The organism is Dactylosporangium maewongense (assembly GCF_039531485.1).
Lineage (GTDB): Bacteria > Actinomycetota > Actinomycetes > Mycobacteriales > Micromonosporaceae > Dactylosporangium > Dactylosporangium maewongense.
This window is the reverse complement of record NZ_BAAAQD010000043.1, coordinates 19,748-44,530: the sequence shown is the minus strand read 5'-3', so window position 1 is coordinate 44,530 and position 24,783 is coordinate 19,748. Positions and strand designations below refer to the sequence as shown.

Here is a 24,783-nt window from a genome sequence, read left to right as displayed (position 1 = left end):
ACACCCGATTCGGCGGATGCAACCAGCATCCTCTCCGGTCCCGAGTCACTGACCACCTGATTTCGCCCTGGTCAATCTAGCGAGTCGCGCGGGAGTGCCGCCGACGGCCCGGCTGGGTCTGCCACACACGACAGGTGCTCGTGAATTCTGTTGTGAGATTCCCCGGGCTACTCGGCTAGATGCACGTGCCGATGCTGCAGAACGATCTACGCTGAAGCTCATGCCACAGCGCACGTACGGTGAGATCCCAGGGTTCCCAGCCGGCTCAACCTTCAAGAATCGCGCTGACCTGGCCGAGACAGGCGTCCACCGCCCACTCCAGGGCGGCATCTGCGGCGGTAGAGACGGGGCAGAGTCGATCGTCGTGTCTGGCGGCTACGTCGATGACGAGGACCACGGCAGCGAGCTCATCTACACCGGCCAAGGCGGCAACGACCCGACCACCAAACGCCAGATCGCCGATCAGACCTTGACGTTGGGCAACGCTGGCTTGGCCCGCAACCAACTCGACGGCAACCCTGTACGGGTGATTCGTGGCGCCGGCGGCGACACAGCGCATTCCCCTGCTGCCGGGTTGCGGTACGACGGCCTGTTCCGTGTTGTGGACCATTGGCACGAGACAGGCAAGGACGGCTTTCGGATCTGGCGGTTCCGGCTGGTCTCGCTCGAGAGCACAGACTTGCCGCCCGATGTCTCGATCGCGACAACGGAAGTGGAGGTCGCGACCGGCCCGGCTGAGCGGGTGCAGACGGTCATTCAGCGCCTGGTACGCAGCACGGCCGTTGCGAACGGGGTGAAGCAGAAGCACAACTTCCGCTGTCAGATCTGCGGAACGCAGCTGTCGACCCCCGCGGGCCTGTATGCCGAAGCCGCCCACATCCGTGCTCTCGGCAAGCCGCACCTCGGCCCTGACGTAATGAGTAATGTCCTGTGTCTCTGCCCCAATCACCATGTCCTATTCGATGCTGGCGCCATCTACGTCGACGGCCGCGGCATCGTCCGAGAAACCCTGACACACGAGGAACTCGGCAAGCTGACCACACTACCTGGCCACGTTGTCGACCCGGTGCAGTTGGCGTACCACCGCGAGGTACACGCGTAGCTCGACGCCTGACGGCCCAATCAGCTGAGCCGCGATCGCTGATCAGCCGCGTGAACGTGCGTGCGTCTTCACGGCGCCCCGCGAGCGGGCCGCTGCACTCCGCCGCGGCCATTACGAACTCGGACTCGACGCCCCGCGCGAGCTCCGCGTCGCCGCAGCGTTCACCGAGCTCGCCGCCGCCTGGAGACTGGCAGCTCTAACGCAAGGCGCCCTGCAGTCGGCGAACGCTGCAGCGCCCCGCTGCGCCTGGCCACTCTTGGCAACGCGGCGGCGCTGCTCGCGCGGCGGGCCGGTTCGCCTGACGCCATCGACCTGGCGATCGACCTTGCCCGCACCGCAGCCAATGCGTTGCCGGCCGGGCATCTCGCACGCGGAATGACGGAGGCGAACGCAGTGTCGCGTCGCGCATGCGGTACACAGAGCTGGGTAGGTCTGCCGACCTCGACGAGGCTCTCCGGACGGGGCGGCTTGCGGTCGACGGGGCCGCCGAACCGCTGTACCAGGCGGCACACCAATCGAACATGACTATCGCACAGCGGCTGCGCGGCGAGCGTACCGACGCGCCACAGGAGCTCGAGGAGGCGATGACGTTGTGTACCGCTGCCCTCGGCGCCGTGCCGGCCTGCCATCCGCACCAGGCGCCAATCTGGTCCATCTCACGGTGCTGTACCGCCAACTCGACGGGCAGCGGGTCCGGTTGGAGGGGTTGGGACGGTTGGCGGCTACCGGAAGGTCATGTGTACCGTCAGTCCGTGTCCGAGCCACGTCCCAACATGACGAGTTGGTGGTCCGACGAGCCCATCGGTCGGCCGTCCGATGATCGGTTTGGCCGTCAGGGGTTCATCGCTCATGCCGTTGAACTGGTGCAGCAGATCGGCACTCAGCCCAGCAGTACCGTGATTGGACTTGTCGGACCTTGGGGCAGTGGCAAGACGAGCTCGATGCACCTGATCGTTGCCGGTCTGCCAGAAGGCATTTGGCGCGTCACGTGGATCAATCCGTGGGCGCTGTCGGGGGCCGACGCAGTGATCACAGAACTGCTTGGTGCGATCCGGGCTGCCCTTCCGGCCGGTGGTCCCGCTGATCGGGCCAAAGCGGCGCTTGCCCGGTACGGGAAGTATGCAGTGCCTGCCCTGGGTCTCATCCCGCTCGTCGGCGGACCAGTGAAGGACGCGGCTACGCACGCGATCGGTCAGGCTGGCGGCGACGGGACTCTCGGCGAACGGCTGAAGGAGGCGGAGGCAGCGCTGCGTGCACTCCACCAGCCCGTGCTAGTGGTCCTGGACGATCTCGATCGGCTTCAACCAGACCAGCTGCTCACTGTCTTCAGGGCGGTTCGGGTCCTCGGGCGGCTGCCGTACGTGCACTACCTGGCAGCGTATGACCACCAGACGGTCATCGATGTACTGTGTGCGACGCCCGTCGCGAGCGGGCGAGTCGACCGGGCAGTCGCGTTCCTGGAGAAGGTCGTCAACCTGCCACTTGACCAACCACCGTTTCGTTCCGAACACGCGCAGGATCTCCTTGCCGCCGGCATCAGCGGTGCGCTGGCCGCCGCAAGTGCGACGGTCACCGAGGAAGTGGCGGTGCGTCTGGGGCGCGAGCAGGATGCAATCCTGAGGCTGTTGACGGAGCCACGTGCCTTGTCGCGGCTGGTCGCTCAGCTACGGATTTACCTGTCGTTGATTGGCGCTGCTGAAGTCGACGTTGTCGACTTCCTGGCGCTCACGCACCTGCGGCTGACCCACCCAGTGCTGTATCGAGCGCTATCGGTCGACAGGCTTGAACTCACCACAGCACCGGACCGCGAGGTGGCTGATCAGCTGGAACGGAAGTACAGCGCCGCCAGCCTTCGGGACCAGTTCCACGTGCCCGCTGCGCATTCAGAACTCATCGAAGTGATGCTCTGGCGGCTTTTTCCCATTCTGGACAGCGAGACACGCCTGGGGCATGACGGCGGTAGGGGGCGGAAGCGAAAGCGGGACCGCCGGGCCAGCGACCCGGATCATGTGGAACGGTACTTTGCTCTGTCTGCGATTGCCGGTGACTTCTCCATGGCATCGCTGACCGCAGCGCTTGACGAGCTACGGCGCGGGGTTTCTGGACCTGCCAGCCGTGAGCTTGCCTCGGTATTGATGCCCAACCATGCTGATCGAACGTCGGTTGCCGCCGCAGTGAGCGCGCTACGTCGTGCTGAGACGCTGACCGATGATGTGCTCCCCGTCGAGGCCGGCCGAGTTCTGCCGTTTCTGGTGGCGCGCCTGCCCGCGCTTCGCGAGCCCCTGCCCGCGAACGGTGGAACGGAGCGGGCCGCCGTCGCCTGGCTCGCCCAGCTGATGGCACGAGCCGACCAGCCCGCACCGGACGATCTGGTCGCCGCGTTCTGCACCGGCCCGCAAGAACCGACTCTCCTGACTCTGCTGATTCGAGCGCTTCAGCCTGGCCTGGCCACACTCGACGCAGCGGGGTGGTATGGCGCTATGGTGCTTTCCGCAACCCATGCAGCGTGGGAGCGGGTGCTCGCCAACGTAAGCCTCAGCGACGAAGCTCTGTCGGAACCGGTCGCTGCGCTCATCCAGTGGATCGAGGACGTTTGGGGCGCAGACGAGGTGAACCGGCTGTTGGCGCAGGCCATCGATGATGGCCGCCCGATGTCGGCAGTAGCCGCCCGATTAGTCGAAGTCGGTACGACATTCCCAACCAATCAATCTACGATGGTCGATTTTGATGCCGGCGGGTTCATTCAGCGACTCGGCTATGAGCGTGTCGTTGGCTCTCGGTTGGACCTTGGTGAGGCGGCTGAGCCAGCCGGTGCCGCGCTCGACGAGGACGACGTCAGCTGGCGAAACCGACGACGGCTGGCCGCTCGGCAGATTCTTCACGTGCTCGAAACGGAGGAGCGAGACCCCGCTGCTTTGCTACCACTCGCTCCGGATCTCGAAGCTGGTCCATTTCGAAACGCGAATACAAACCTTCTCTCGAGCGTGAACCCGCCTCCTGAGGCGGTCGTGCAAGTACGCTTCGTCCTGCCGGCGGGCCATGACCGGCTGCTACCTGACCAACGAGAGGACCTGCTTGCGACGGCTCTAGCAGGCAGCCCGCTCGCCTCCTGGCTGGAACACGAGACGTCAAGCGGGTCGATACCCTGGCGCGTTACCGACGGCAACGCCTACGGATTCACCGAACTTACGTGGGATCCGGGCTCTGGTGCCGCACCCTTCGTTGTCAAGGCGCAGGTCAACTCGATGCTCACCATCGCGGTCGGTCTCCTCGCCCATGACCCGCCGCCTACGCTGCAGACGCTATACATGCTGCTGTCTGCGATGTTGCAATCCTCCGATACGGCGGCTGACATCGGGCGACGACTAGGTGGGACAATTGCGAGAGATTGGTCTGTAGACACTGAGGTCACGCTTTCCGCGCGCGACGACCTCGATAAGGTCTTCAGCCTCGGTCAGATCACCCGGTACGGCAGGGCGCAACGAACGCAGCACACCAAGACGTTGGCAATTGGAGTCGGCAACGTGCCGCCGGCAGACGCCACCGCAGCTGTGCTGAACCAATGGCTGTCCGATGCCCGTTACCGCGGCTACGCGCCAACGCTCTACAGCCTTTGGCGGCCGCGGCCAGCCAATCCTACCGACCCTCAGCCTGAACCTCACTCGTGAGGGAGCTATCAGAGCGGGCGCGGTGGCGAAGAAAGTTGGGCCCGGAGCTACCGGCCAGGGTGGATGGCAAGCGGCCATTCCCTTGCTGAGCCAACCCGCCTGATCTGCCCGGATGACATTTTCGGCAGGTACAGGCACCTGCTCCACGCCCTATACGAGTTCGAACAGTTCTACAACGGACACCGCCCACACCAGGGCATCGCGAACGCCCGCCCGCTCCGCTCGCCACCCACACCGATCACCGATCCAGAACAGATCAGCCTCCTCGACATACGAAGACGCGATCACCTCGGCAGCATCCTCCACGAGTATCAACATGCCGCCTGAACTGCACGGATGAGGTTTTCGGCAAGGGGCAACCTTGACCATCGCTCGATTGAATGAGGTCGCTGCGACCGACGTGTGACTGCGGTTAGCAGAAATTACCGATGCGCATAGACATCTGCTGCTTAATTGCACAAACAGTGCCTCGCCGTGTCAAATTGTACCGGGTAGGAGGTGCCGTTACTTACAGTCCCAATTCGATCGGGGGACGACCATCACAACTAATAGTCACTGTCACAGTTACCCAGGCGACTCGATCGTCCTTGTAGTTGAACTCGGGATGCGCCAACATTACGGCGCTGGCGACGATCTGCCTTCGATCTGGGCTGACCTTTGTCCTGATGGAGATCTTGTCGGGGTAGATTGCGTTCGGGCGACCGGCATGGGCTTCGTGTGTGGTATCCCCTTGATCCTTAAACGATAGGGCGAGGCCCTCTCCAGTGACGCGGGCGGGATCGAACTTGTTGTAGTGATTTTCAATGATCCGTATCGACAGTCCGTCCTTGCTTGCCGCAGGTTCCTCACCCAGTAGTCGGGTGCCCACCCCCCAGGACACCGCATGGTCGTGCCATCGACACTGAACGTAACGGTTGGGCGCGTCCCACTCGAAGTCACCACTCCACCCACCCTGAATGACAACATGGGCAGAGCCTCCGTAGACGGAGCCTTTGGCGTTGAAACGATCGACCAATGGTCGCGGCTTCGGCAGAGTCGGGAGCGGGGGCAGGGGTGGCTCGACCTTCGTCGCGCCGTTCCATCTGAGCCTGGGTACGGGCAAAGCTGAAGGCATCCCATTGGTCTGGGCGGAACGCTGGCTCGGCGCAAGCTCAGGGTAGGGAGCCGACGACGCGGCAACCGTCTCCGCCCCGGTGTCAGTCACAGCCTCGGAGGAGCAACCGAGAACGAAGACAATGATCAAGGCGAGCGACGTCACAATCGTCCGTTGGCGCATGGCCTTCCATTCAATGCTCGAAGTCGCTGTTCGGGAATCGTCTTACAGGTCAGTTCGCCTTACACACGTCGGGCTCTTCGTCAATTTGACGTCAAGGGATTCTTGACAGTAAGTCGCGCCGCACAAGGTGCACTGATGCTTCACCGCGTCAGGGCTATGCACGCAAGCTCCTCCTTGATCGGTGCCAAGTCGAATGGGGGCAAGTAGCCGTAGCTTTGCACTACTTCCCTCGGCGAGGAATACTCCGTTTGACCATTAAATTCGCCCCATGTCGCAACAATGGCGTCAAAAATACTCGTAGCTCATGTCGGCGCTGGCTGGAAGCGGCGTGGCGATCCGGGTGCCAGCGGCACGCCATCGACGAAGGCTCTGGTCCTGGCGAATGAGACCAGTCGCAGCAACCAGCTACTGCGCCCGCGTGATGGCGCGACCAGCGCGGGCCTGCGCCCCGGACTGGTGGGGGAGTCTCACGCCGGCAGTGGCCCACGCTCCCGCGGTGAGGCCGCTGCAGTCCCAGGCATTCGGGCCCGAAGCGTTCCACACATACCGTTCGTCGACTTGCGCGAGGGTGAAGCGGGCCTCGGCGTGGCGGCGGCACCCCCGCCATCTCGTTCGCGCAGCAACGGCTGGCCGTTTGCCGCTCTTGTCGGACCGGTTGGTGCTCCCGATCCGCGAACGCGCCACATACGGTGGCTGCCGTGACATGGCGACTGCTGCCCGTGCTGCAATCCAACCACGATGATCGTGCGGTGGCGCTGTTGCGGGACTACTACCGCCGGGACGAGGGTCGCCCGCTTGGTGTTGCCTATACCGGCGCTCGGTTCGACGACTGGGACTCCACCGGCACCAGGGCGCAGACCGGTTCACCGCGGACGATCTCGTCGCGCTGCGTTTCCTCAGTATCAAGATCACCGCTGATGCCGTCGGCGCGTTGCTGTGTGACCGGGCTGAGGAGTTCAACGACCTGCTCGAGCACGTCGGCCCGGACCGCGACCTGGCCGACGTCCTGGAAACCGAACTGGCGGGCGGATCGCAGTGGCCGGCGTGGCGGCTGCACGAACGGCTTTGCACGATCGACGGCGTCGACTGGGTCACCGCCGGCAAGCTCCTGGCCCGCAAACGACCCCGGCTGATCCCGATGTACGACAGCGTCGTGCGTGAGGTCGTCGGAAGTCCGGCCGAGTTCTGGCCGGCACTGCACCAGACGCTGAGGGTGGACGGTGCGGCGCTGCACCACCGGCTGCTGCGGCTGCGCGCCGCCGCCAGTCTGCCTCCGTCGATCTCAACGCTGCGCGTGTTTGATGTTCTGGCCTGGATGAGCGGCCAGTCCGACCGGTCCTCCCGTTGACACCCGTCGGCTCAGGGCGCGAAACCGTCGAGGTGCGCTGGAATGCCGCCTTCAGCGTTACCTTGCTGACTGGACAGGCGAGATCATCATGTAGCAGGAGGACAAGGGGCGGCGATGAAGAGAGCGATCAACGCTGGCAACCTCGGTGCGTGGTTGATCAAGTGTGACCCGCTGGTGTGGGACTTCTCCGGGTTCGTCGACGATGGCAACGATCTCATCGACGAGACGTGGTCGCTGCATCAGAACTATCGCAGCGACATGATGCAGCCCGGCGACCGGATACTGTTCTGGCTGTCTGGGACGCAGTCGAGGTTCCCGAGAGGGATCTGGGGCGCGGGCTACGTCACGGGCGAGGCCGGCGACGTGGCGGGCTTCGCCGATGACGAGGACGAATTCGGGTACTGGCTCGACGAGGACGCCCGACTGGCCGTCAGGTACTGCGTGCCGGTGTACATCCCGCTCCGACTGGACGCACCGGTGACCGATGCCCGCCTGCGCGCGGCGGGCATCGACGATCTCGAAGTGCAGCGCATGCGGAGCGGCAGCAACCCATCATGGGTGTCGGTGGACCAGCTTGCGAAGCTCGAGGGGTTGCTCGGGCCATGGCCGGAGCCGCCGGGGCCGTTCGCTGAGATCACGGTGACGAATCGGGGTGCCGGCTTCGGCGATCCGTTGCAGAACCTGGCGGTCGAGGACGCTGCGATGGACGCAGCCGTTCGAACGTATGAAGACGAAGGCTGGAACGTCGAGGACGTCAGCAGGGAGAATCTCGGTTGGGATCTCTCCTGTACGCAGCCTGACGGCAGGACCGCGAAGATCGAAGTCAAAGGCGTCAGCGGGAGCCGGCCCACGGTGTTGGTTACCGCCAACGAGATACGCGCCGCCACCAACGAGCACGATTGGGTGCTGCTGGTGGTCACGCACGCGCTCAGCGCCCGCTGCGAGATCACCGAATTCAGTCGCGAGCAGGCTGTGGCGGCCGCGACGCCGTACGTATTCCGGGCAGACCTGAGCAACCTGCTGTCCGCAGAAGTCCCGCCAAGGTCGTAGGAAGGACGGTATTGATGGTGGTGAACGCGATGTAGCCTCGGTCCTATGACCGACAACCAGGGTCCGTTGCATTGAGCGTTGCCCCGGTCGGGCAGGCTCGGACCGTGAAGCTCTCGAGCCGTCGGCGTCCGTTCCTGTGAATGCGTCACGGGGTGGCACCTGACGTGGAGCGGGTGCCCGGGTCGGTGCTGGGTCCCGGCCCGGTCGCCAGCAGCGCCACTACGGCCGCGCCGGCGAGTGCAGTCGCGGCCGTGGTCAGCCCGGCGATCACGACCGTACCGACCGGCGCGACGAGCGCCCGTGCGCTGCGGACGTTGCGGACCCTGTCCCACGAGTACCCGGCCGCCCGGGCGAGCCATCGTTCCCACAGCAGGCTCAGCACTCCAAAGAACATGACGAGCTGACCGAGCCGGATCAGCAGCGCGAGAAGCACCTCACGCCCGGACGCCGGGGTGAGCACCGACGACTCCGCGCCCGACCGGCCGGACAGGTCGAAGATCGGCAACAGTTCGACGCCAAGCAGCGCCACGACGAACGCGGCCGCCTTCGTGACCGGGCCGTCGCCGCGCAGCAGCGGGTACAGAAAGCCGAACAACAGCGCGTAGACGAACCAACGGGCCATGTGAGCGAAAAGCTCGACGAGGTCGGCAACGGTCCGCTCCCGCATCGCCGCCGCACCACTGTCCGGAGCCGCGAGCGCGAACAGCTCGTATCCGACCAGCAGCGCCGCGACCGGGGTGGCGTACGAGACCGCGCGTACGGCGTTGCGCCACGGAGTCGCGCCGCCGCCGGTGCACAGCGCGTCGAGGGAGGTGATGGCATGCGACGGGACCGGCAGCTGGGCCACATTGTCGAGGGCGTGCTGCGCGTCGTCGTACTCCCGCAGCTGCACCTCCGGCGTGCCGAGCCGGGCGCGGGTCTTGCGGTACAGGTCGTGCGCGCTCGCCTCAGCGAGGCGCCGACGGGTCTCCGCCCCGACGAGCTTGCGGTGCCGCTTGGCGTCGACATCGGCGAGCCGGACGGCCCGGCCTCGCCTGGCGGCGGGCACCGCCCACAGCCAGGCCAGCCACAGCCAGCCGGTGGCGGGTAGATGCAGCCAGCTGAACGGGAACGGGTCAGTGGTGGCGAACAGCAGCAGCACCAGGGTGGCCGTCAGCACCATGGGGGAGCCGAGCGCCGCACCTGCCCTGCCAGTACGGCGCAGGAAGACGATCACGCCGACACCGGCACCGACCGCGAGCAGCCTGGCGATCTGCGGCAGGACGTACTCGCCTCCGCCGTAAAACGTCAGGAATCTGCGAGGATCGACGAAGAGCTCGACCACCGGCATAGTCACCACGCCGCAGGACAGCGTGGCGGCGAGCCGGAGCCAGGCCGATCGAGCCTGGCTCATCGCCACGACGGCGAACGCGGCGATGAGGTTCGCCGCCAGCAGAACCACCGTGAATGGCAGGTCGAAAAGCCGTTCGACCAAGCCGAGCGCCATCGCGATGCCCGCTGTCCAGACCACGGCCGTGAAGGCCCGGTTCCTGTCACCGCCGACCAGGGCGATGCCTGCCCGGGCAACGCCGGCGGCAAGGGCCATGAGCAGCAGCAACAGCAACCACTGAGCCACCCCCACGGCAAACCCGGCCAGCACTGCGAGAGTGGCGAGCACCGCACCGCCGCCGGTGCGGGCGGCGTGCACCGGGGGTCGCCGCAGTGCTGGAGCCAGACCGGCGATCACGATCAACACGACCAGGCCGGCGGACGTGCCGACACCGAACGGCAGGTAGTGCGATCCCACCGATGCCAGTGCCGCGACCACCCCGAGCGTCATGCCGAGCAGGCCAGCGATCCGCGCTGCGTCGGCGGTCCGCGCCGCGTCGGCGAAGCACGATAACCAAGGCCGCGCCCTCGCCAACAACAGGAACGGCGCGGTGGTGACGAGGAACCACACCAGCCACTGCCGCCAGACACCGACATCGCTGTCAACGAGCTCGCTAAGCCTTGCGTCCGCCGCCTCGCTCGGCGCGGGCACGTCGTTGGCAAGCGTTATCGACACCGGTTGCGGCTGGCCGGCGAAGTACGCGAACCGTGGTTGCTGCGCCACCGGCTCCGGAACCAGATGACTGATCACCACATCGTCGGTTCGGACGGTGAGCCATCTGTCCACATGATCTGCCGCGAGATTCTCGATGCTGGGCTCGTCGCCCAAGAACAGCCTGGGCGAGTTAGTGCCGACGTAACCGAAGTGGAGCTTCGCCGTGTCGCCGCCATCGGACCGCTCAACCGTCACGGGCGTGTTGACCGGCCCGTACGCCAAGAATCGACCCAGGTCCTGGCCGTCCACTTTTCCCTGGTTCACCAGGGACAGCAGTGGATCCTCCGCCCATACTCGCAGTTCGTACGACACCCGGATGTCGAGCCGCTCGGCCCGGCCACTGATCGCGACGTCCATGACCAGCTCACGCCACGGCTGCTCCTGATCCCGCGCCCACTGCGGGACCTCGTACGAGCCCAGCCGCGACGCGAACAGCACCACCGGTTCGGCGTTGACGACGACATGCCCCAGCCAGCTCAGCGCGGCAAGACCGAAGACGAGCAGCAATACCCCGAGCCTCGGCGGCTTCATCACGCGAAACTATGCACAACGCGCCGATCGGTCATCAATCTGCCGGGTCAAGTCAGCCGCCGGACGGCCGGGTAGCGTCGGGCCTTAAGGCTTAACACGGTCGTGGTGCTCGGCCAGTAGGCGCCCACTACCTCGGCCAGAGCTGCTGCAGCGCGCCGGGCGCAAGGCCGTTCCGCCTTCGACCACGCCAGCCGCTTCACACCCGCAGGCCTGGTCAGGATCCTCCGCCAGTGCGTCGCAGAGACGGCCGGCGTTCTTGCTCTGGTCGCCGTTCACGGCGATGGTTTCAGCAGGGCGGGTCGAACGGGATCCCTGGCACGTGCTGGCTCCACTCGGCCTGGGTGACCGGGGTTCCAGCGGTGGCGCATACCCAGGACGCCACACGCGCCGGTGCTGTGTCCCAGAGCCGGGTCTCCGGATCGGCGCCGCCGGCGGCGAGGGTGCGGCCGTCGGGGCTGAAGGCGACCGTGTAGGTCGAGTCGTTGGCGCGCGTCAGGACCGCGAACACGGTGGGGCGGGATCGGTCGGTGACGTTCCACAGCCAGACGGTGCCGTCGGTGGAGGCGGCGGCGAGGGTGTGGCCGTCGGGGTTGAAGGTCACCCAGAACACGTTGCTGGTCGGCCCGGTCAACGGGGTGCCGAGGGGTGCTGGACGGCGGGGGTCGGCCACGTTCCAGAGTCGGACGGTGCGGTCTGCGCTGCCGACCGCGAGGGTCAGGCCGTCGGGGCTGAACGCCACGCCGTACACGTAGCCCGCGAAGCCGTTGAGGGGTCCGCCGAGTTGGTGTGGGTCGGTGGGGTCGGTGAGGTCCCACAGCCGGGCGGTGTTGTCCGACGTGGCGACCGCGAGGATCGTGCCGCCGAGCCGGAAGGCCAGCGCGAAGATCAGACCGCCGGTGTCGTTGATGGTGCCGAGCGGCACCGGCCGGTTGGGGTCTCGGACGTTCCAGAGGTGCACCTGCGAGTCGTCGCCACCGGTTGCCAGCATCGTGCCGTCCGGACTGAACGCAGCTGTCTCCACGAGTTTGGTGGGGCCGGTGAGGACAGCGGCGAGGACGGGCTCGGCCGGGCGGCTGACGTCCCAGAGCTGGACCTCGCCGGTGCGGGTGCCGACGGCGAGCAGGCGACCGTCGGGGCGGATCACCGCCGTGCCGGCGAAGGCGGGGTGCCCGGGCGGGCTGGTGAGCGGAGGACCGAGCGCCGCGGGCCGCTGGGGATCGTGGACGTCCCACAGGCGGACGGTCCGGTCGCGGCTGGCGACGGCGAGTTCGCCGGAGTCGGCGGTGAAGGACACGTTGAACACATTGTCGGTGCTGCCGATGAGCATCGGCCCGGGCAGCGACCAGAGCCGGACCATCGCGTCGGTGCCTCCGGTGGCCAAAGTGTGCCCGTCGGCGCCGAACGTCAGCGCGGTGACCGGCGCCGGGTGCGGGAGCGTGGCCGTGCGCCGCCCGCTGGTGACGTTCCACATGACCACGTTCTTGTCGGAGGTCCCAGCGGCGACGGTGGCGCCATCGGGGCTGAATGCCACCGCGTTGACCCAACTGGTGGGTCCGGTGAACGGGTCGCCGCGGGTGGTCGGGTGGACCGGGTCCGAGAGGTCCCAGAGGCGCACGGTGTCATCGGCACTGCCGCTGGCGAGCGTGCGTCCGTCAGGGCTGAAGGCGACGCTGTACACCTTCAGACTGTGACCGGCGAGCGGCGCACCGACGGGCGTGACCTCGGTCGGGTCGGTGATCCGCCAGAGGCGGACCAGGGCGTCGGCGCTCCCGGCCGCGAGGATGTGCCCGTCAGGGCTGAACGCGACGGACTGTACGGCGTCGGTGGGTCCGGTGAGGGTGGGCAGTGGTTGCCGGTCCGACATGTCCCAGCGCCAGATGGCGTGGTCGGCGCTGCCAGCGGCGAGCACGTGCCCGTCAGGACTGAACGCGAGCGAATAGACCGTCGAGGCGGGACCGGTCAGCGGCGACCCGACCGGGACCGGATGTACCGGATCGATGATGTTCCACAGCCGGATCTGCTTGTCCGCACCGCCGGCGGCGAGCCAGCGCCCATCGGGGCTGATCGCGACGGCGAAGACCGCGAGACCGCCATCAGCCAGCGGCGGCCCGAGAGGGCGCTCCGTCGCCAGCCGCCAGAGCCGCACGGTGCCGTCGACGCCGCCCGCGGCGAGCAGGGTGTGGTCCGGGCTGACGGCGACTGCCTGGACCGCGTTGGTGAATCCGCCCAGTCGGGTCACGGCGGGTCCGGCGGACGCGTCAAGGAGACTGGACCGCGCCTCGACGGTGGGCGAGATCCGATAGGCGGCGAGGCTCAGCTGCATGGCCAGCGACGGGTCGCGGCTGCGGAGCCGGTCGGCGCGTCCGGCGACGAGCCGGGAGACCGCCTGGTTGCGCTGATCGAGTGCGGCCTGCCGGGCGGCGTTGGCGGTGGCGCGTTGGTCGAGGCCGAAGACTGCGAGCGCCATGGTGACGAGCGCGAGGACGGTGAGCGCGGCGATCAGCTGCCGGGCCTGGCGCACCCGCCGGCGCGATTGCCGTGTGCTGGCATCGAGGAACTCGCGAACGACGTCGGACAGCTCCTCGGGATGCTCGGCGGTCCACGCTCGGGCGGCAGCCAGCCGGGTGCCCTGGTAGAGCACCGCCGGATCGGCGTTCTCGCGCCGCCACGTGGTCGCGGCGACGGCGAGTTGCTGGCCCACGACCAGGGTGGCGCGGTCGGTGTCCAGCCACGTCCGTAGGGTCGGCCAGGCGCCGAGCAGCGCGTCGTGGCTGATCCGCAGGGTCTCGGTGTCCGCGGTGATCAGGCGCGTGGCGATGAACCGGTCCAGGATGTTCTCGAGGTCGACGGCGTCGTCGCTGAACTCGGCCATCAGGTCGGGCCAGGCGACCTGGCGGCGGGTGTCCACCGTGTCCACGCCGATGTGAATCAGTCGCAGGAACAGCCGGCGGGCCAGCCGCTGCTGGCGTTCGTCGAGTGTGCGGTGGACCTCGGCGGCGGTTTCCGCGACGGCTCCGCGGATGCCGCCGATGGCCCGGTAGCCGGCGCAGGTCAGTGGGCCGCCCTGGGCATGGCGCCAGGTCGCGTAGAGCGCATGCGACAGCAGCGGCAGCACGCCGTCCTGCAGGTGCGACCGCTCGTCGACCAGAAGCTCGACGAGCTCGTCCTCGATCGCCACACCGGCCTTGCGGGCCGGCTCGACGATCGCGGCCCGGACCTCGGCCTCGTGCATCGGCCCGACGGTGAACTGTCCCGCCTGCACCGCCGCGAGCAGCTCGGCGTACCGCAGGGCCGGACCGTAGAAGTCGGCGCGGAGGCCCAGCACCACCACCGTGTCGGATGCCGCGAGCGCGGCGATGAGCTCGCGCTGCGCCGGCTCCGGGACATCGCCGGTGAACAGCTCCTCGAACTGGTCGATCACCACAGTCGACCCGGTGCCGAGCAGCGTCACCAGCTCGGTGAGTGGCTGGGCGGCGGGCGTGGTCAGCACCACGTCCGGAAGCGTCGGGACGAGGCCGGCGCGCAGCAACGACGACTTCCCGGCGCCGGAGGCGCCGACGACCATCAGGATGCCGCCGCCCTGGGCACGTAACGCGAGCACCCGGTCCACCAGCTGCGTGGTGAGGCGTTCCCGACCGAAGAACCAGTCGGCGTCCTCGGGCTGGAAGCTGGCAAGTCCCCGGTAGGGCTCGTAGCCCGCGGCGCGGACCGCGGGACGGTGCCGTGCCCGATGCCAAGCCGCGAGCCACGGCGCCACCTCCGTCTCGCCGCACACCGACAGCACCCGCACGAGGAGGTCCTGGGACGACAGCGACGGTAGCCCGCGGCCGGCGAACCAGTCCCCGATGGTGCTGTGGGCGCGGTCCGCGCCAGCCTTCGCGGCGACCTGCCGGACGGTGAGCGCCGCGCGTTCGCGTATCCGGGTCAGCTCACGGGCGAAATCAGCGCGGGTTTGGACGTCGGCAGGATCTGACACATCAACCACGACCTCACAAACGGGGGACATGGACGCGCGGAAAGCATAGCAACTGATCAATTGAATTTTGCCGATCAGCAAATAGTGACGCATAGCGGGCAATCGACCGATGACCCCTTGACCTGGCCCCATCCCCAGCGATCAATAAACCATCAACATGAACTTCCGTACAGGTCCGTACAAGGCCAGAAATCCGCCATGAGCAGCGCTGATGGGTGTCCCGCCCGTACGGATCCGTCCGGATTGAACCGTGACCACTTCCCGGTGAACCCGAAGTCGTCGACGGTGTGGGGACACATTCGCAGCGCACCGACATCGTGGTATCGGTGCATTCGAAAGGAGTCGGATATGCGTAGAACCGGGAACGTGCTCCGCCGGGCGGCTGTATCGGCAACGCTGGTCGCGGCGCTCGCCGGCGTCGGCGCGGTCGCGGTGGCCGAGCCCGCCTCGGCCGCGGTGGGCAGCTGCTGGTCGGGTATCGACAGCGGCACGAACAACTGGGCCTGGGGCTCGTGTTCCGGAGTGACCGGGAGCAGTCACTGGCGGCTGCACGTCTCCTGCACCTGGGGCAACACCGTGTATTCGAGTTGGTTCTACGGCAACGGCCGCACCGACGTGCAGTGCCCGTGGCCCGGGACGGTCCGCGCCACCCAGATCGACGCCATCGTGTGACAACCGGCACCGACGATGCTGGACGGCGGCCGGCTCCGTGAGCTGCTCGGCATGGACCGACCGCCGCCCAGCCGGGCATTCGGCTCGAACCAGGCCACCGGTCCAGGCTGCCTGTCTCATACGGTCAGTCGCACCGGGTAGCCCACGAACTTCGGGTCGCCGCGGTCCGGCATCCACTGTCGGCCGCGGCCGGCGGGCCGTCGACGCGGAGGGGGTCAGTTGCGTTGAGCGGTGTCTTGGTCGGGCAGGCTTGAACGGTGAAGTTCTTGATCCGACGGCGTCCAGTCCGGGCGGTCCTGGCCGGCTGGCACGCCCGGTTGCGGTTCCGGCGTTAGACCCGGGCGGTCAGGGAGCCCGGGATTCCAGGTGGTCGAACCCTTTGCACTGTTGCGTTTGTCAGGCCACGAGCTGCTCATCTTCGCCGGCGTCGGTGAGGTTTTGCTGTAGTTCGCGAAGCATCGAGGTGGCCAGCATGATCGCGACGATGGCGTTGGCGTCGTTGTACTGGGCGCTACTAACGGCGTGCGCGCTGGCGTGCCGGTTGAACGTCATCGGGATCGGGTCGCCCGGCCAGAACGAGGTGAGGGCCTTGACAAGCGGCCAGTAGGTGGCGGCCTGGCGGTAGTCGGCGATCGACGCGTCGGTGGTCTTCTTGACCTCGGTAACCGCCTTGCCGTAGGTGAACTTCTCCAGGTGGCTGAACGCGGCCCTCAGCGCGGTGTCGATGATGCCTGCGGCCAGGGACTGCGCCGCCCAGATGTGACCGCTGAGGAACGCGGCGTTCGCCCGATAGAGCGCGTCGCGCAGGCCGGTCAGTGTCGGATCGGTGACCTCATCCAGCACGGGCATGCAGTCGTTCAAGATCGAGATCTGGTGTTCGACGAGGACGGTCGGCCGCTTGGTCGGGTCAGCGTCATAGAGCGCCAGGATCACTTCGTGCCGGGGTACCCAGCAAACCGGATAGCCTGCCTGGGCGAGTTCTTCGATCACGTCGACGATCGGCCGGTCGGCCGGCCAGCCGCGCCAGTTGTCGGACTGTGCGATGACCGCGCGGACGAAGGTGTCGGAGAACGCGCCGAGCTGCACCAGCCTATCGCTGAGCGTCTTGGCCCAGTCAAGGTTGGCCAGCGAGTCGGTGATCATCTTGGAAACGTTCGCGAGGGACAGGAGTCCAGCTCCGAGAGTGCTGGCCATCTTGTTCGCATCGGGCAGGGCCGCCATTGCGGCCGTGACCGGCTTGAGAGCGTCTGGGGAGAGCGCGTTCGCGGCGAACGCGGCGTGGATCTCGTCCATGCGCTGGAGATGATCGAGGAGCGCCTGAGCTCCGGCCATCGCTGTCGGCATGTACTCGGCCGGGATCTCCCGATCGTCGTCATGGTCGTCCGGGTCGCCGACGGTCACAGCCACTGAAGTGCCTTTCTACGGTGAGCGAATGCCCGGTCACGATAGTCGTTCGAGCGGCTACGACGGCGGCATTTCCCCGGCCGTCCGTAGCCGGCTTGCCCGGGTCTACGGGTGACGGGCGAACGGGCCCGCGGTCGGGATACGCCGGTGGAGCCGCTTTTCTCGCTGTCATCGCCGAGCCCGTGCTACTGCGCGACCTTGGTGGCCCGGGAAGCAACGCCGCGATGCGCAAATCCGGATGTCGGCCGCGACGTGAACCACCGCCCACCCAACTGGTTCTGAGCCTGTGGGGCTCGTAAATCAGATTCGGCTACGCTGCCTGCGAGTATTCGTTGATCAACCCGCCCAGGATCGGGCGTCGGCGGACTCGAGCGGCGTTGAGGTCGACGACCTGCGCCGCCGGGTTCGGTGGTCGCTGGCCGAGTGATCTGTGTGGCCTGTGGCCGTTGTAATGCGTGGTGTACTCGGTCAGCACGCTCGTCAGGTGCCGTTCGCCGGCGATGAGGATCCGGTCGGTGCACTCGCGTCGTACCGTGCCGACCCAGCGCTCCGCGTAGGCGTTCGCCTGCGGCGCCTGGGGCGGTGTGCGAAGCACATCGATACCCGCGGCGGTGAACACGGCGTCGAACGCCGCGGTGAACTTCGCGTCCCGGTCACGTAGCAGGAACCGAAGCCCATCGGCCCGCTGATCGAGGCTCATGAGCAGATTCCTGGCCTGCTGGGTCACCCAGGCGCCGGTGGGGTGGGCGGTGACGCCGACGATGTGCACCTGGCGGGTGGCGAGTTCGACGAAGAACAGTACGTAGATCCGTCGCAGGAGCACGGTGTCGACGGTGAAGAAGTCGCAGGCCAGGATCGTGTGGGCCTGGGCGGTAAGGAACTGCGGCCAGGTTGGTCCGGTGCGGCGGGGTGCCGGGTCGACGCCGGCCTGGTGCAGGATCTTCCAGACCGTGCTGGCCGCGATTTGGTAGCCCAGGCAAGCCAGCTCACCTGCACGCGGCGGTGGCCCCAGGTTGGATTCTCCGCAGCCAGCCGCAGTACCAGCGCACGGAGCTCCCGGTCGATGGGTGGCCGGCCGGGCCGTGCGTGCGGATACGTCCAGTGCCGGGCGATCAGTTGCCGGTGCCAGCGCAGCAGCGTGGCTGGGGTGACGAAGAACGCGGACCATCGGGATCGGGGCAGCAGCCGGGACAGCGCCGCCAGCATCACCCGGTCGGCGGGCTGCAGGTCGGGGCGGTGCACCTGCTGGCGCAGGACCGCCACCTGATGCCGTAGCACGAGCAGTTCGACGTCTTTCGCGTCGCCGTCGCGGGCGAGCTGGGTGAGCATCTGCAGGATCTGGCGTAGGAGTAGGTACACCAGCGAAGCGGTCATGCCTCCATGGTGGCGCTCACGGCCGGGCGGACGTCGCGCCGAAACAGCACGTCACAGACCCGAACCGAATTTACGAGCCCCACAAGGTCGACACCCGCACCACCGAACTTGTCCTGGCCGCCCTTGATGCCTCCACCCTGGCCACCGACCCGCCGTCCCCGGAACCGCCGGTCGGCCACATCTTCCTGTCCTCCGTGACCGTTGCCGGGTTCCGCGGCGTCGGCCCCGCCAGGATCCTGCCGATCCGCCCCGGCCCCGGCCTGATCCTGGTCGTGGGCCGCAACGGCTCCGGCAAGTCGAGCTTCGCCGAGGTGATCGAGCTGCTCCTCACCGGCGACAGCGCCCGCTGGGCGGACCGCTCCAGCGTGTGGCGCACCGGCTGGCGCAACCTGCACCACCCCGACCCGTGCGGCATCGAAGCCGAACTCCGCGTCGACGGCACCACCACGCCGATGCGACTGCGCCGCTCCTGGACCGCCGGCGCCGGGCTCGCCGACGCCGACGTGGCCGGCGAACTCTCCGAGCTGCGCCGGCCGATGGAGCTCTACCGTCCGTTCCTCACGGCCGCCGAGGTCGGTCGGCTCGTCACGGGTACGCCATCCGCCCTGTTCGACGCCATCGACGCCATCCTCGGCCTCGACGTGCTGTCCACCGCCGACCAGCGACTGCACGCCGCGATCAAGCCACTCGAGGCGGCGGCCAAGCAGCACCGGGCCGACCGGACCCGGCTGCGCGATGCCTTGGCCGCGATCGACGACGACCGGGCGCGCAGGGCCGCCGCCGCTCTCGCCTCGGCGGACCTCGCGGCGATCCTGGACGAGCCGCTGTCCGGTGAGTTGATCGACCGGTACCGCCAGTGGGCCATCCTCCCACTGCCCGATCTCGGCGAGGTCGCGGCCCTGGCGGAGGAGCTCCGTGCGATGTCCGCCCAGGCCGGGGGCGCCGTCGACACCGCCGTGACGGTCCGCCTCGCCGAGCTGCTGCGGCTCGCGCTCGACCACCACGACTCGGCCCGCGCCGGCCCGTGCCCGGTCTGCCAGGTCGGCGCCCTCGACGACGACTGGCGCGCCTCCGCCGCCGCGACGCTCGAAGCCACGCGTGGCACCGCGCTCAGCGCGCAGCGGGCCACGACCCGGCGCGCAGAGCTGGTCCGCCGGGCCCGCGCCATCACCGCCAACCTGTCGCTGTCGCCAGCCCCGGACGGGCTGCCCGTCGAGCCGGCCCTTGCGGCGGCTTCGGCATTGCGCGCCGCACTGTCCGCTGGTGAGGACCTTGCCGTGCACCTGCTCACCTGGTACCCCCAGCTCGTGGCGGCCGTCGACGAGGTGCGCGCCGCGGCGGCCGAGTGGCTGGAGCGCCGCGACACGGGCTGGCAGCAGATCCTGCCCGACCTGCGACGCTGGGCGGATGCCGCGCGTGAGGTGCCGCAACAGGCGTCGGAACTCGCCGACCTCAAGGCCGCGCGGGCCTGGCTCAAGGACGCCGCGATCGTGCTGCGCAACCAGCGCCTGGCGCCGTTCGCCGCCCACGCCCAGCAGATCTGGGAAGAGCTGCGCCAGGAGAGCAACGTGCAACTCGGCACGATGAGCCTCGCCGGCACCGCCACCCGCCGCCGCATCGAGTTCCCGATCAGCGTCGACGGCGCCGACAACGGCACCGCCCTCGGCGTCATGAGCCAGGGCGAGATGCACGCCCTCGGCCTCGCGATGTTCCTGCCCCGGGCCTGCGCGTCGGAAAGCCTGTTCCGGTTCGTGGTCATCGACGACCCGGTGCAGAGCATGGATCCATCCAAGGTGGACGGTCTCGCCCGGGTACTGGCGGCGATCGCCACCGATCGTCATGTCGTCGTGTTCACCCACGACCCCCGGTTGTCCGACGCGGTCCGCCGCCTTGAGATCGACGCGGTCACCCTGCAGGTCGTGCGGGCCGAACAGTCCGTCGTGTCCATCAGGCCGACCGCCGACCCGGCGCTGCGATACCTCGACGACGCCAGGGCACTGGCCCGCTCGGAAGAGGTCGACGGCGACGTCCGGACCCCGGTCGTCGAGGAGCTGTGCCGCTCGGCGCTCGAGTACGCCTGCCAGCGGGTCGTGTGGCGGGTCCGGACGGCCCGGGGCGAGCGCCACGCGGACATCGAGGACGCACTGCAGCACGCGCAGAAGACGACGACACTGTTCGCCCTGGCGCTCTTCGACGACGCCGAGCGCGGCGGGGACGTCCTCGGCCGGCTCCGGAACGCGTACGGCGGCTGGGCCGTCAACGCGTACAACCTCAGCCGCAAGGCGGTGCACGGCGGCCATCCCGTCGCCGACCTGCCCGGTTTCGTCAGCGACACCCGCCGACTCGCCGAGGCCCTCCGGTGACGCCCGGCCGCTGCCTTGACGCCGCCGACGGCCTGCTACGCAGCGGACCGTCCGGCGTGTGGTGGCCCAAGGTGTGCGCGTGCCTGACCCGGCTGGCGTTGGAGCTCGCCATCGAGCAGTACTGGCTGACGACCAGCCCGCAGGTCGCGGCCTGCACCGAACAGCGGACGAGGATGCTGCGCCGCCGCTCCGGCCAGGACCTGGCCAGACGCGCCGCGTTCGCCTGGGGCGCCCTGTCCACCGCCACGCACCACCACTGCTACGACACCGCCCCGACCGCCGGCGAGCTCCGCCGCCTGCACACCGAGGTCGGAACGCTGGTGAAGCACCTGTCCAACACGGATCGGCGTGGCAACTGACAAACGCTGGACCTCGTTCCACTTCTTCCGCTGCGCCAAGGCCAGGTGTCGTAGTGCCATCGTGATCGCCGATTTACCCGAACGGGCAGGAACGGCATGACAAACGGTCGATCTTTCGATTGATCTAGCGCGGCAGGATGGGGGCGTCGTTGGCTGGTCTCCTCATCCCGGTCGGATCAAACACTGTAAATATTGAAGACCGGCGTGGTCGAAGCCGATGGGAAATTGTCAATTCCCATCGACCAGATCGAGCTTTGCCTGCAGGATGGAGCTGCTATGTCGCGCGCTGGAGAGTTCTTGGTCGAACGGGAACATTCCTGGCAGCCCGTGCTGCGAGGAGTCTCCCTTGTTGCCGAGGTGGAGGTGCCGGACGACGACGTGTTCCAGGCGCTCTCCTGCCTGGGTCGCGTCTACCGCGACACCGACGATTCCTACCGTGAACGCCTGCTCCGCCGGTATCCGGCCATCGTGGCCATGGGGCTTGCCAGGGTGGGCGCCGTGCACTACGAGCATGGCGCATTCTGGCCGGGCGTCTGGCGGGAGGCGGGCATCGCCTACACCGACCAGAGCGATCAGCAACGGTGGGGTGAGCAGTTCCGCACCGCATTGAGCCGGTTCGGCCTGGCCCGGTTCCCGGGCCTTCCGCAGGTCAACGTCAGCGAGATCCTCATGCATGCGGGCGTGCCGGAATTCTGCCTGGGTGATCTGCTGGCACTGCTTGCCAAACATCATGCTCGAAATCCCGGCCTGGACGCGCGACAGTTCATGGAATGGGCGTTCGCTCCAGGTTTCCAGTCGCGTCTCAACGTGGTCGACAAGCCGGTGCGGCGGTTTCTTGAATTCGGTGGCGACTACGCCGAGGATTTCGTCGACCGCTGCATCGACCTGCTGGTGCAACTTGCGCAGCCGGCCTTCGATCCCGATGGGATCCATCTGCCGGCCCGGGTCATTGCGCGGGCCACCGAGCTGGCGCAGTCCGGCCTGCTCGAATTGGGCGGGTTGCGTCGCGCCCGGGCATCCGCCGCGCGCGAGCATCCCCGGCTGTTGCTGGAGCCCTTTGGTCGGGGGCTGTTGATCTGGCTGCCGGCGGTTGAGGATGCCCTGGACGGCGTGGCCTCCTGGCAGCTGCGCTTCGACGGCGAACCGCAAGAGGTCGTGAGCCGGTCGCCATGGCCCGGGGGACGGCAGACCGCCCCGGCTACCGGGGTCCCGGTGAACCAGCCGGTGCGTGAGGTTTCGGTCGAACTGGACGACGCCACCCGCCGAGACGTCATCAGCGTTGTCGACCCAGGCGACCCGTTGCTTGTGTTCACCGAGGACGGACGGCGCATCCCGTCGTCGGCGTCAATCACTCCCGAGCCGGTCTGGCTCCTGCATCCGATGGCGTCGGAGTTCGGCGATGTGGAGATGGAGTTCAACGGTCGCCCCGTCGTTGTCGAAGAGCAGTCGGCACCCTACGGCTGGGACGGGTGGCGGCTGCGCAAGGTCGACCTGAGTGATGTCCGCCAACTTCGACTCGGTGGAAGCGCCAAGTGGCGCACCGTCCAGGGACGACGACGCCCGCGACTGATGCTCACGCATCCCCTGGTCGGCGTTGCCACCGCACAGGACCTGCCGGTCCATGACACTCCGCCGAGGCTGACCCTCCCCGGGGAGACGGACGGGTCCGTGCGGTGGACCGTCCGCGTTCGCCGCCCGAACACTGCCCAGGACCTGACGACGCAGACCCACACCGTGACCGACGACCTCGTCGTCGACCCCTGGAAGGGCATCGCGCGTCCGGCCGTCGGCGCGTTCGAGGTCACGGTGCGCGGTCCCCTCGGGCGTGGCCTGTCGCAGACCGTCAACCTCGCGGAGGGTCTCACGGTCGTGTCCGAGCCCGCGGCCCGCGAACTGCGCGCATCCGGGCTGACCCCGTGCAGGATCCATCCCAGGACGATCCATGCGGGGCTGACCGTCACCCCGGTAACCATCGACCTGTCCCCACGCGAATCGAGCGCGCAGATCGAGGTTTCCGGCCCGGACGGAAACCAGGTGCTCGTCGTCACCCCGCCGCACATGGCGGTGCGGCTCTTCAGCCCGGGCCAACGCCCGGAGTGGTCGCTGCGACCACTGCGCCTGGACATCGAAACGCTCGGCGAAGGGGAGCTGCAGGTGCGACTGCCCACACCCGCCTTCATCGAACTCGTGGTCCGGGTGGGCACGGCAGATCTCCAGACGATTCGCCCGCTGGGCGGTGGCCGGCCGGATGTCGCCCGGTTCGCGCTCGCCCGCATCATCGACACGGTCACGGAACACGGCAGCGCGCGCCTGGACCTGATGGTCAAGGGCGTGAGGATGCCGGCTGCCACGTGCGCACCGCGGCAACTGGCCACCCAGATCGACGTGGACGGTGGCCGGCTGATGATCACTGCGCCGGTGGTGGCCGCGGATCTGACGGCCGGCGTCTACCAGACGCTTGCCCCTTGGCGGAAACCGTTCGTCAGCGCTGTGAGCGCCGACGGCACCACCGCGCCCCTTCCGGACGAGGTGGTCGGTGCGGGGCCGCTCCTGGTGAAGCTGCGGATCGAGGATCCCTGGCTCGCCGAGCCGTGGCCTGACTGGCCCACGAGCGACAACAGGTTCGCACTGGACGGGCGCCCGCTCGTGGTCAGCGGATCGGACACCCCAGAGACCACGCTGTCCAGGTTCCTCGCCGGCGAACAGGTCGACCTTGCCGACGTCGACGCGGCCCAACAGGCCCTGCACGCCTTCACCCTCGCCAAACCGCTCCGCGCAGCCGGCGTTGCGGTGGACGTCCGGTACGGGATGGGCAGAGTCCTCGCACGGGACCCCGCCTCGACCCTCCGGGCAATGCTTGCCGCGAGGCTCTCGCCGAGCTCGCTGGTCGCGCCGCTGGTCCACTCCGGACTCTGTGCGCTGCCGCCCGTGCCGTATCTCAATCCCGACGAGGAACTGGCCCTGTGGTCGGCCGGCCCGGTCGCGGCGATGCTGGCGTCAGCCCATCAATGGCGTCATCAGGCGGCCCCCACGGACCTACTGGACAGGCTGACGAGCATCTGCGGTGATGTCGCCGCCGACATCCTCGCCGGCAAGGACGACCCATTCGCTCCTGTCGGACGGTTCGAGGGCGCGGATCAACTGGCCGCCATGCCACCCGAGCAGTTGGACCGACTGTGGCGCGCCGCACGCGTCGTGCCCGGCGGACTGCTGGACGCCGACGAGCGGCTGGTCGCCGCTCGCGAGCTGTTCGACGCACGGCTGCACAGCACGGTGCGTAGTGTCGCCGTCCGGGCCGACCGGCTGCTCCGCGAGCTGCGGCCGGTGATCAACGAGGACGGCGGATCCCGGTGTCTCGCGGCAGTCCGGGCCCGTCGTGCCGGCGACGGATGGACCGCCCTGTCAGAGCTCTCCATCGCCTTCGCCCTCGCGGCCCGGCTGGCCGGTCACGGCCATCGCACGGCGCACGGGTTCATGTCGACCCACTACGGGATCTACTCGGCATTGGCCAGGCGCGCCCCACGGCTGACCTCCGTTGACCTGGTACTCGCGGAACTACTGATCGCAGGAGCCTGAG

14 protein-coding genes and 1 pseudogene are annotated in these 24,783 nt (G+C 68.0%); 9 read left to right on the top strand and 6 right to left on the bottom strand.

The features are described 5' to 3' along the window. Positions 1-220 precede the first annotated feature (220 nt). The 3 genes and pseudogenes from ABD332_RS54410 to ABD332_RS54400 all read left to right on the top strand — a co-directional run bounded on the left by ABD332_RS54410 (position 221) and on the right by ABD332_RS54400 (position 4,770). Entirely contained in the window at positions 221-1,102 is an 882-nt protein-coding gene (locus ABD332_RS54410; RefSeq protein ID WP_344514047.1) for a YDG/SRA domain-containing protein, read from the top strand. Between the two features lie 97 nt (positions 1,103-1,199). Continuing rightward, positions 1,200-1,283, top strand: a pseudogene (locus tag ABD332_RS54405) (IS6 family transposase); the annotation flags it as partial. A 571-nt stretch (positions 1,284-1,854) separates the two neighbouring features. Continuing rightward, positions 1,855-4,770 (top strand): P-loop NTPase fold protein, encoded by a 2,916-nt coding sequence (locus ABD332_RS54400; RefSeq protein WP_344514045.1) that lies wholly within the window; start codon positions 1,855-1,857, stop codon positions 4,768-4,770. 508 nt (positions 4,771-5,278) lie between these two features. Here the strand turns inward: ABD332_RS54400 and ABD332_RS54395 are convergent. After that, positions 5,279-6,046: a hypothetical protein gene (locus ABD332_RS54395; RefSeq protein WP_344514043.1), complete on the bottom strand. Its 768-nt coding sequence runs from the start codon at positions 6,044-6,046 to the stop codon at positions 5,279-5,281. Positions 6,047-6,451: 405 nt separating this feature from the next. Then, on the bottom strand, positions 6,452-6,751 hold the full coding sequence (locus ABD332_RS60350) for an NlpC/P60 family protein (RefSeq protein ID WP_425552449.1): 300 nt from the start codon (positions 6,749-6,751) through the stop codon (positions 6,452-6,454). 124 nt (positions 6,752-6,875) lie between these two features. On the opposite strand from ABD332_RS60350, the gene ABD332_RS54390 reads away from it, so the two are divergent. Both ABD332_RS54390 and ABD332_RS54385 read left to right on the top strand, forming a co-directional pair. After that, entirely contained in the window at positions 6,876-7,394 is a 519-nt protein-coding gene (locus ABD332_RS54390; protein ID WP_344514087.1) for a DUF6308 family protein, read from the top strand. A gap of 114 nt (positions 7,395-7,508) precedes the next feature. Beyond that, positions 7,509-8,444, top strand: coding sequence for a protein NO VEIN domain-containing protein (locus ABD332_RS54385; protein WP_344514041.1), 936 nt, complete (start codon positions 7,509-7,511; stop codon positions 8,442-8,444). 145 nt (positions 8,445-8,589) lie between these two features. On the opposite strand, the gene ABD332_RS54380 is transcribed toward ABD332_RS54385, so the two are convergent. Both ABD332_RS54380 and ABD332_RS54375 read right to left on the bottom strand, forming a co-directional pair. After that, entirely contained in the window at positions 8,590-10,884 is a 2,295-nt protein-coding gene (locus ABD332_RS54380; protein WP_344514039.1) for a hypothetical protein, read from the bottom strand. Positions 10,885-11,344: 460 nt separating this feature from the next. Continuing rightward, entirely contained in the window at positions 11,345-15,034 is a 3,690-nt protein-coding gene (locus ABD332_RS54375) for an nSTAND1 domain-containing NTPase (RefSeq protein WP_344514037.1), read from the bottom strand. A gap of 348 nt (positions 15,035-15,382) precedes the next feature. On the opposite strand from ABD332_RS54375, the gene ABD332_RS54370 reads away from it, so the two are divergent. Continuing rightward, a complete protein-coding gene (locus ABD332_RS54370; RefSeq protein ID WP_344514035.1) occupies positions 15,383-15,706 on the top strand; it encodes a hypothetical protein in 324 nt (107 codons plus the stop codon). 396 nt (positions 15,707-16,102) lie between these two features. On the opposite strand, the gene ABD332_RS54365 is transcribed toward ABD332_RS54370, so the two are convergent. Both ABD332_RS54365 and ABD332_RS54360 read right to left on the bottom strand, forming a co-directional pair. Further along, positions 16,103-17,107 carry a hypothetical protein gene (locus tag ABD332_RS54365; protein ID WP_344514033.1) on the bottom strand — a complete coding sequence of 335 codons (1,005 nt, stop codon included), beginning with the start codon at positions 17,105-17,107 and terminating at the stop codon, positions 16,103-16,105. Between the two features lie 313 nt (positions 17,108-17,420). Then, on the bottom strand, positions 17,421-18,278 hold the full coding sequence (locus tag ABD332_RS54360) for an integrase core domain-containing protein (RefSeq protein WP_344514031.1): 858 nt from the start codon (positions 18,276-18,278) through the stop codon (positions 17,421-17,423). 400 nt (positions 18,279-18,678) lie between these two features. Between ABD332_RS54360 and ABD332_RS54355 the strand changes: the two genes are divergently transcribed. The 3 genes from ABD332_RS54355 (at position 18,679) to ABD332_RS54345 (ending at position 24,782) form a co-directional block, all read left to right on the top strand. Then, positions 18,679-20,847 (top strand): AAA family ATPase, encoded by a 2,169-nt coding sequence (locus tag ABD332_RS54355; protein WP_344514029.1) that lies wholly within the window; start codon positions 18,679-18,681, stop codon positions 20,845-20,847. Continuing rightward, complete coding sequence (locus ABD332_RS54350; RefSeq protein WP_344514027.1) at positions 20,844-21,206, top strand: hypothetical protein; 363 nt, start codon at positions 20,844-20,846, stop codon at positions 21,204-21,206. The genes ABD332_RS54355 and ABD332_RS54350 overlap by 4 nt, the downstream gene beginning before the upstream one ends. Positions 21,207-21,398: 192 nt before the next feature. After that, on the top strand, positions 21,399-24,782 hold the full coding sequence (locus ABD332_RS54345; protein ID WP_344514025.1) for a hypothetical protein: 3,384 nt from the start codon (positions 21,399-21,401) through the stop codon (positions 24,780-24,782). Position 24,783: the final 1 nt, after the last annotated feature.

Excerpts from the sequence above, each read along its gene's own strand:
- ABD332_RS54410 (WP_344514047.1), top strand. The coding sequence starts at position 221 with ATGCCACAGCGCACGTACGGTGAGATCCCAGGGTTCCCAGCCGGCTCA.
- ABD332_RS54395 (WP_344514043.1), bottom strand. The coding sequence starts at position 6,046 with ATGCGCCAACGGACGATTGTGACGTCGCTCGCCTTGATCATTGTCTTC.
- ABD332_RS60350 (WP_425552449.1), bottom strand. The coding sequence starts at position 6,751 with ATGTCACGGCAGCCACCGTATGTGGCGCGTTCGCGGATCGGGAGCACC.
- ABD332_RS54385 (WP_344514041.1), top strand. The coding sequence starts at position 7,509 with ATGAAGAGAGCGATCAACGCTGGCAACCTCGGTGCGTGGTTGATCAAG.
- ABD332_RS54380 (WP_344514039.1), bottom strand. The coding sequence starts at position 10,884 with ATGGACGTCGCGATCAGTGGCCGGGCCGAGCGGCTCGACATCCGGGTG.
- ABD332_RS54370 (WP_344514035.1), top strand. The coding sequence starts at position 15,383 with ATGCGTAGAACCGGGAACGTGCTCCGCCGGGCGGCTGTATCGGCAACG.
- ABD332_RS54360 (WP_344514031.1), bottom strand. The coding sequence starts at position 18,278 with ATGGTCCGCGTTCTTCGTCACCCCAGCCACGCTGCTGCGCTGGCACCG.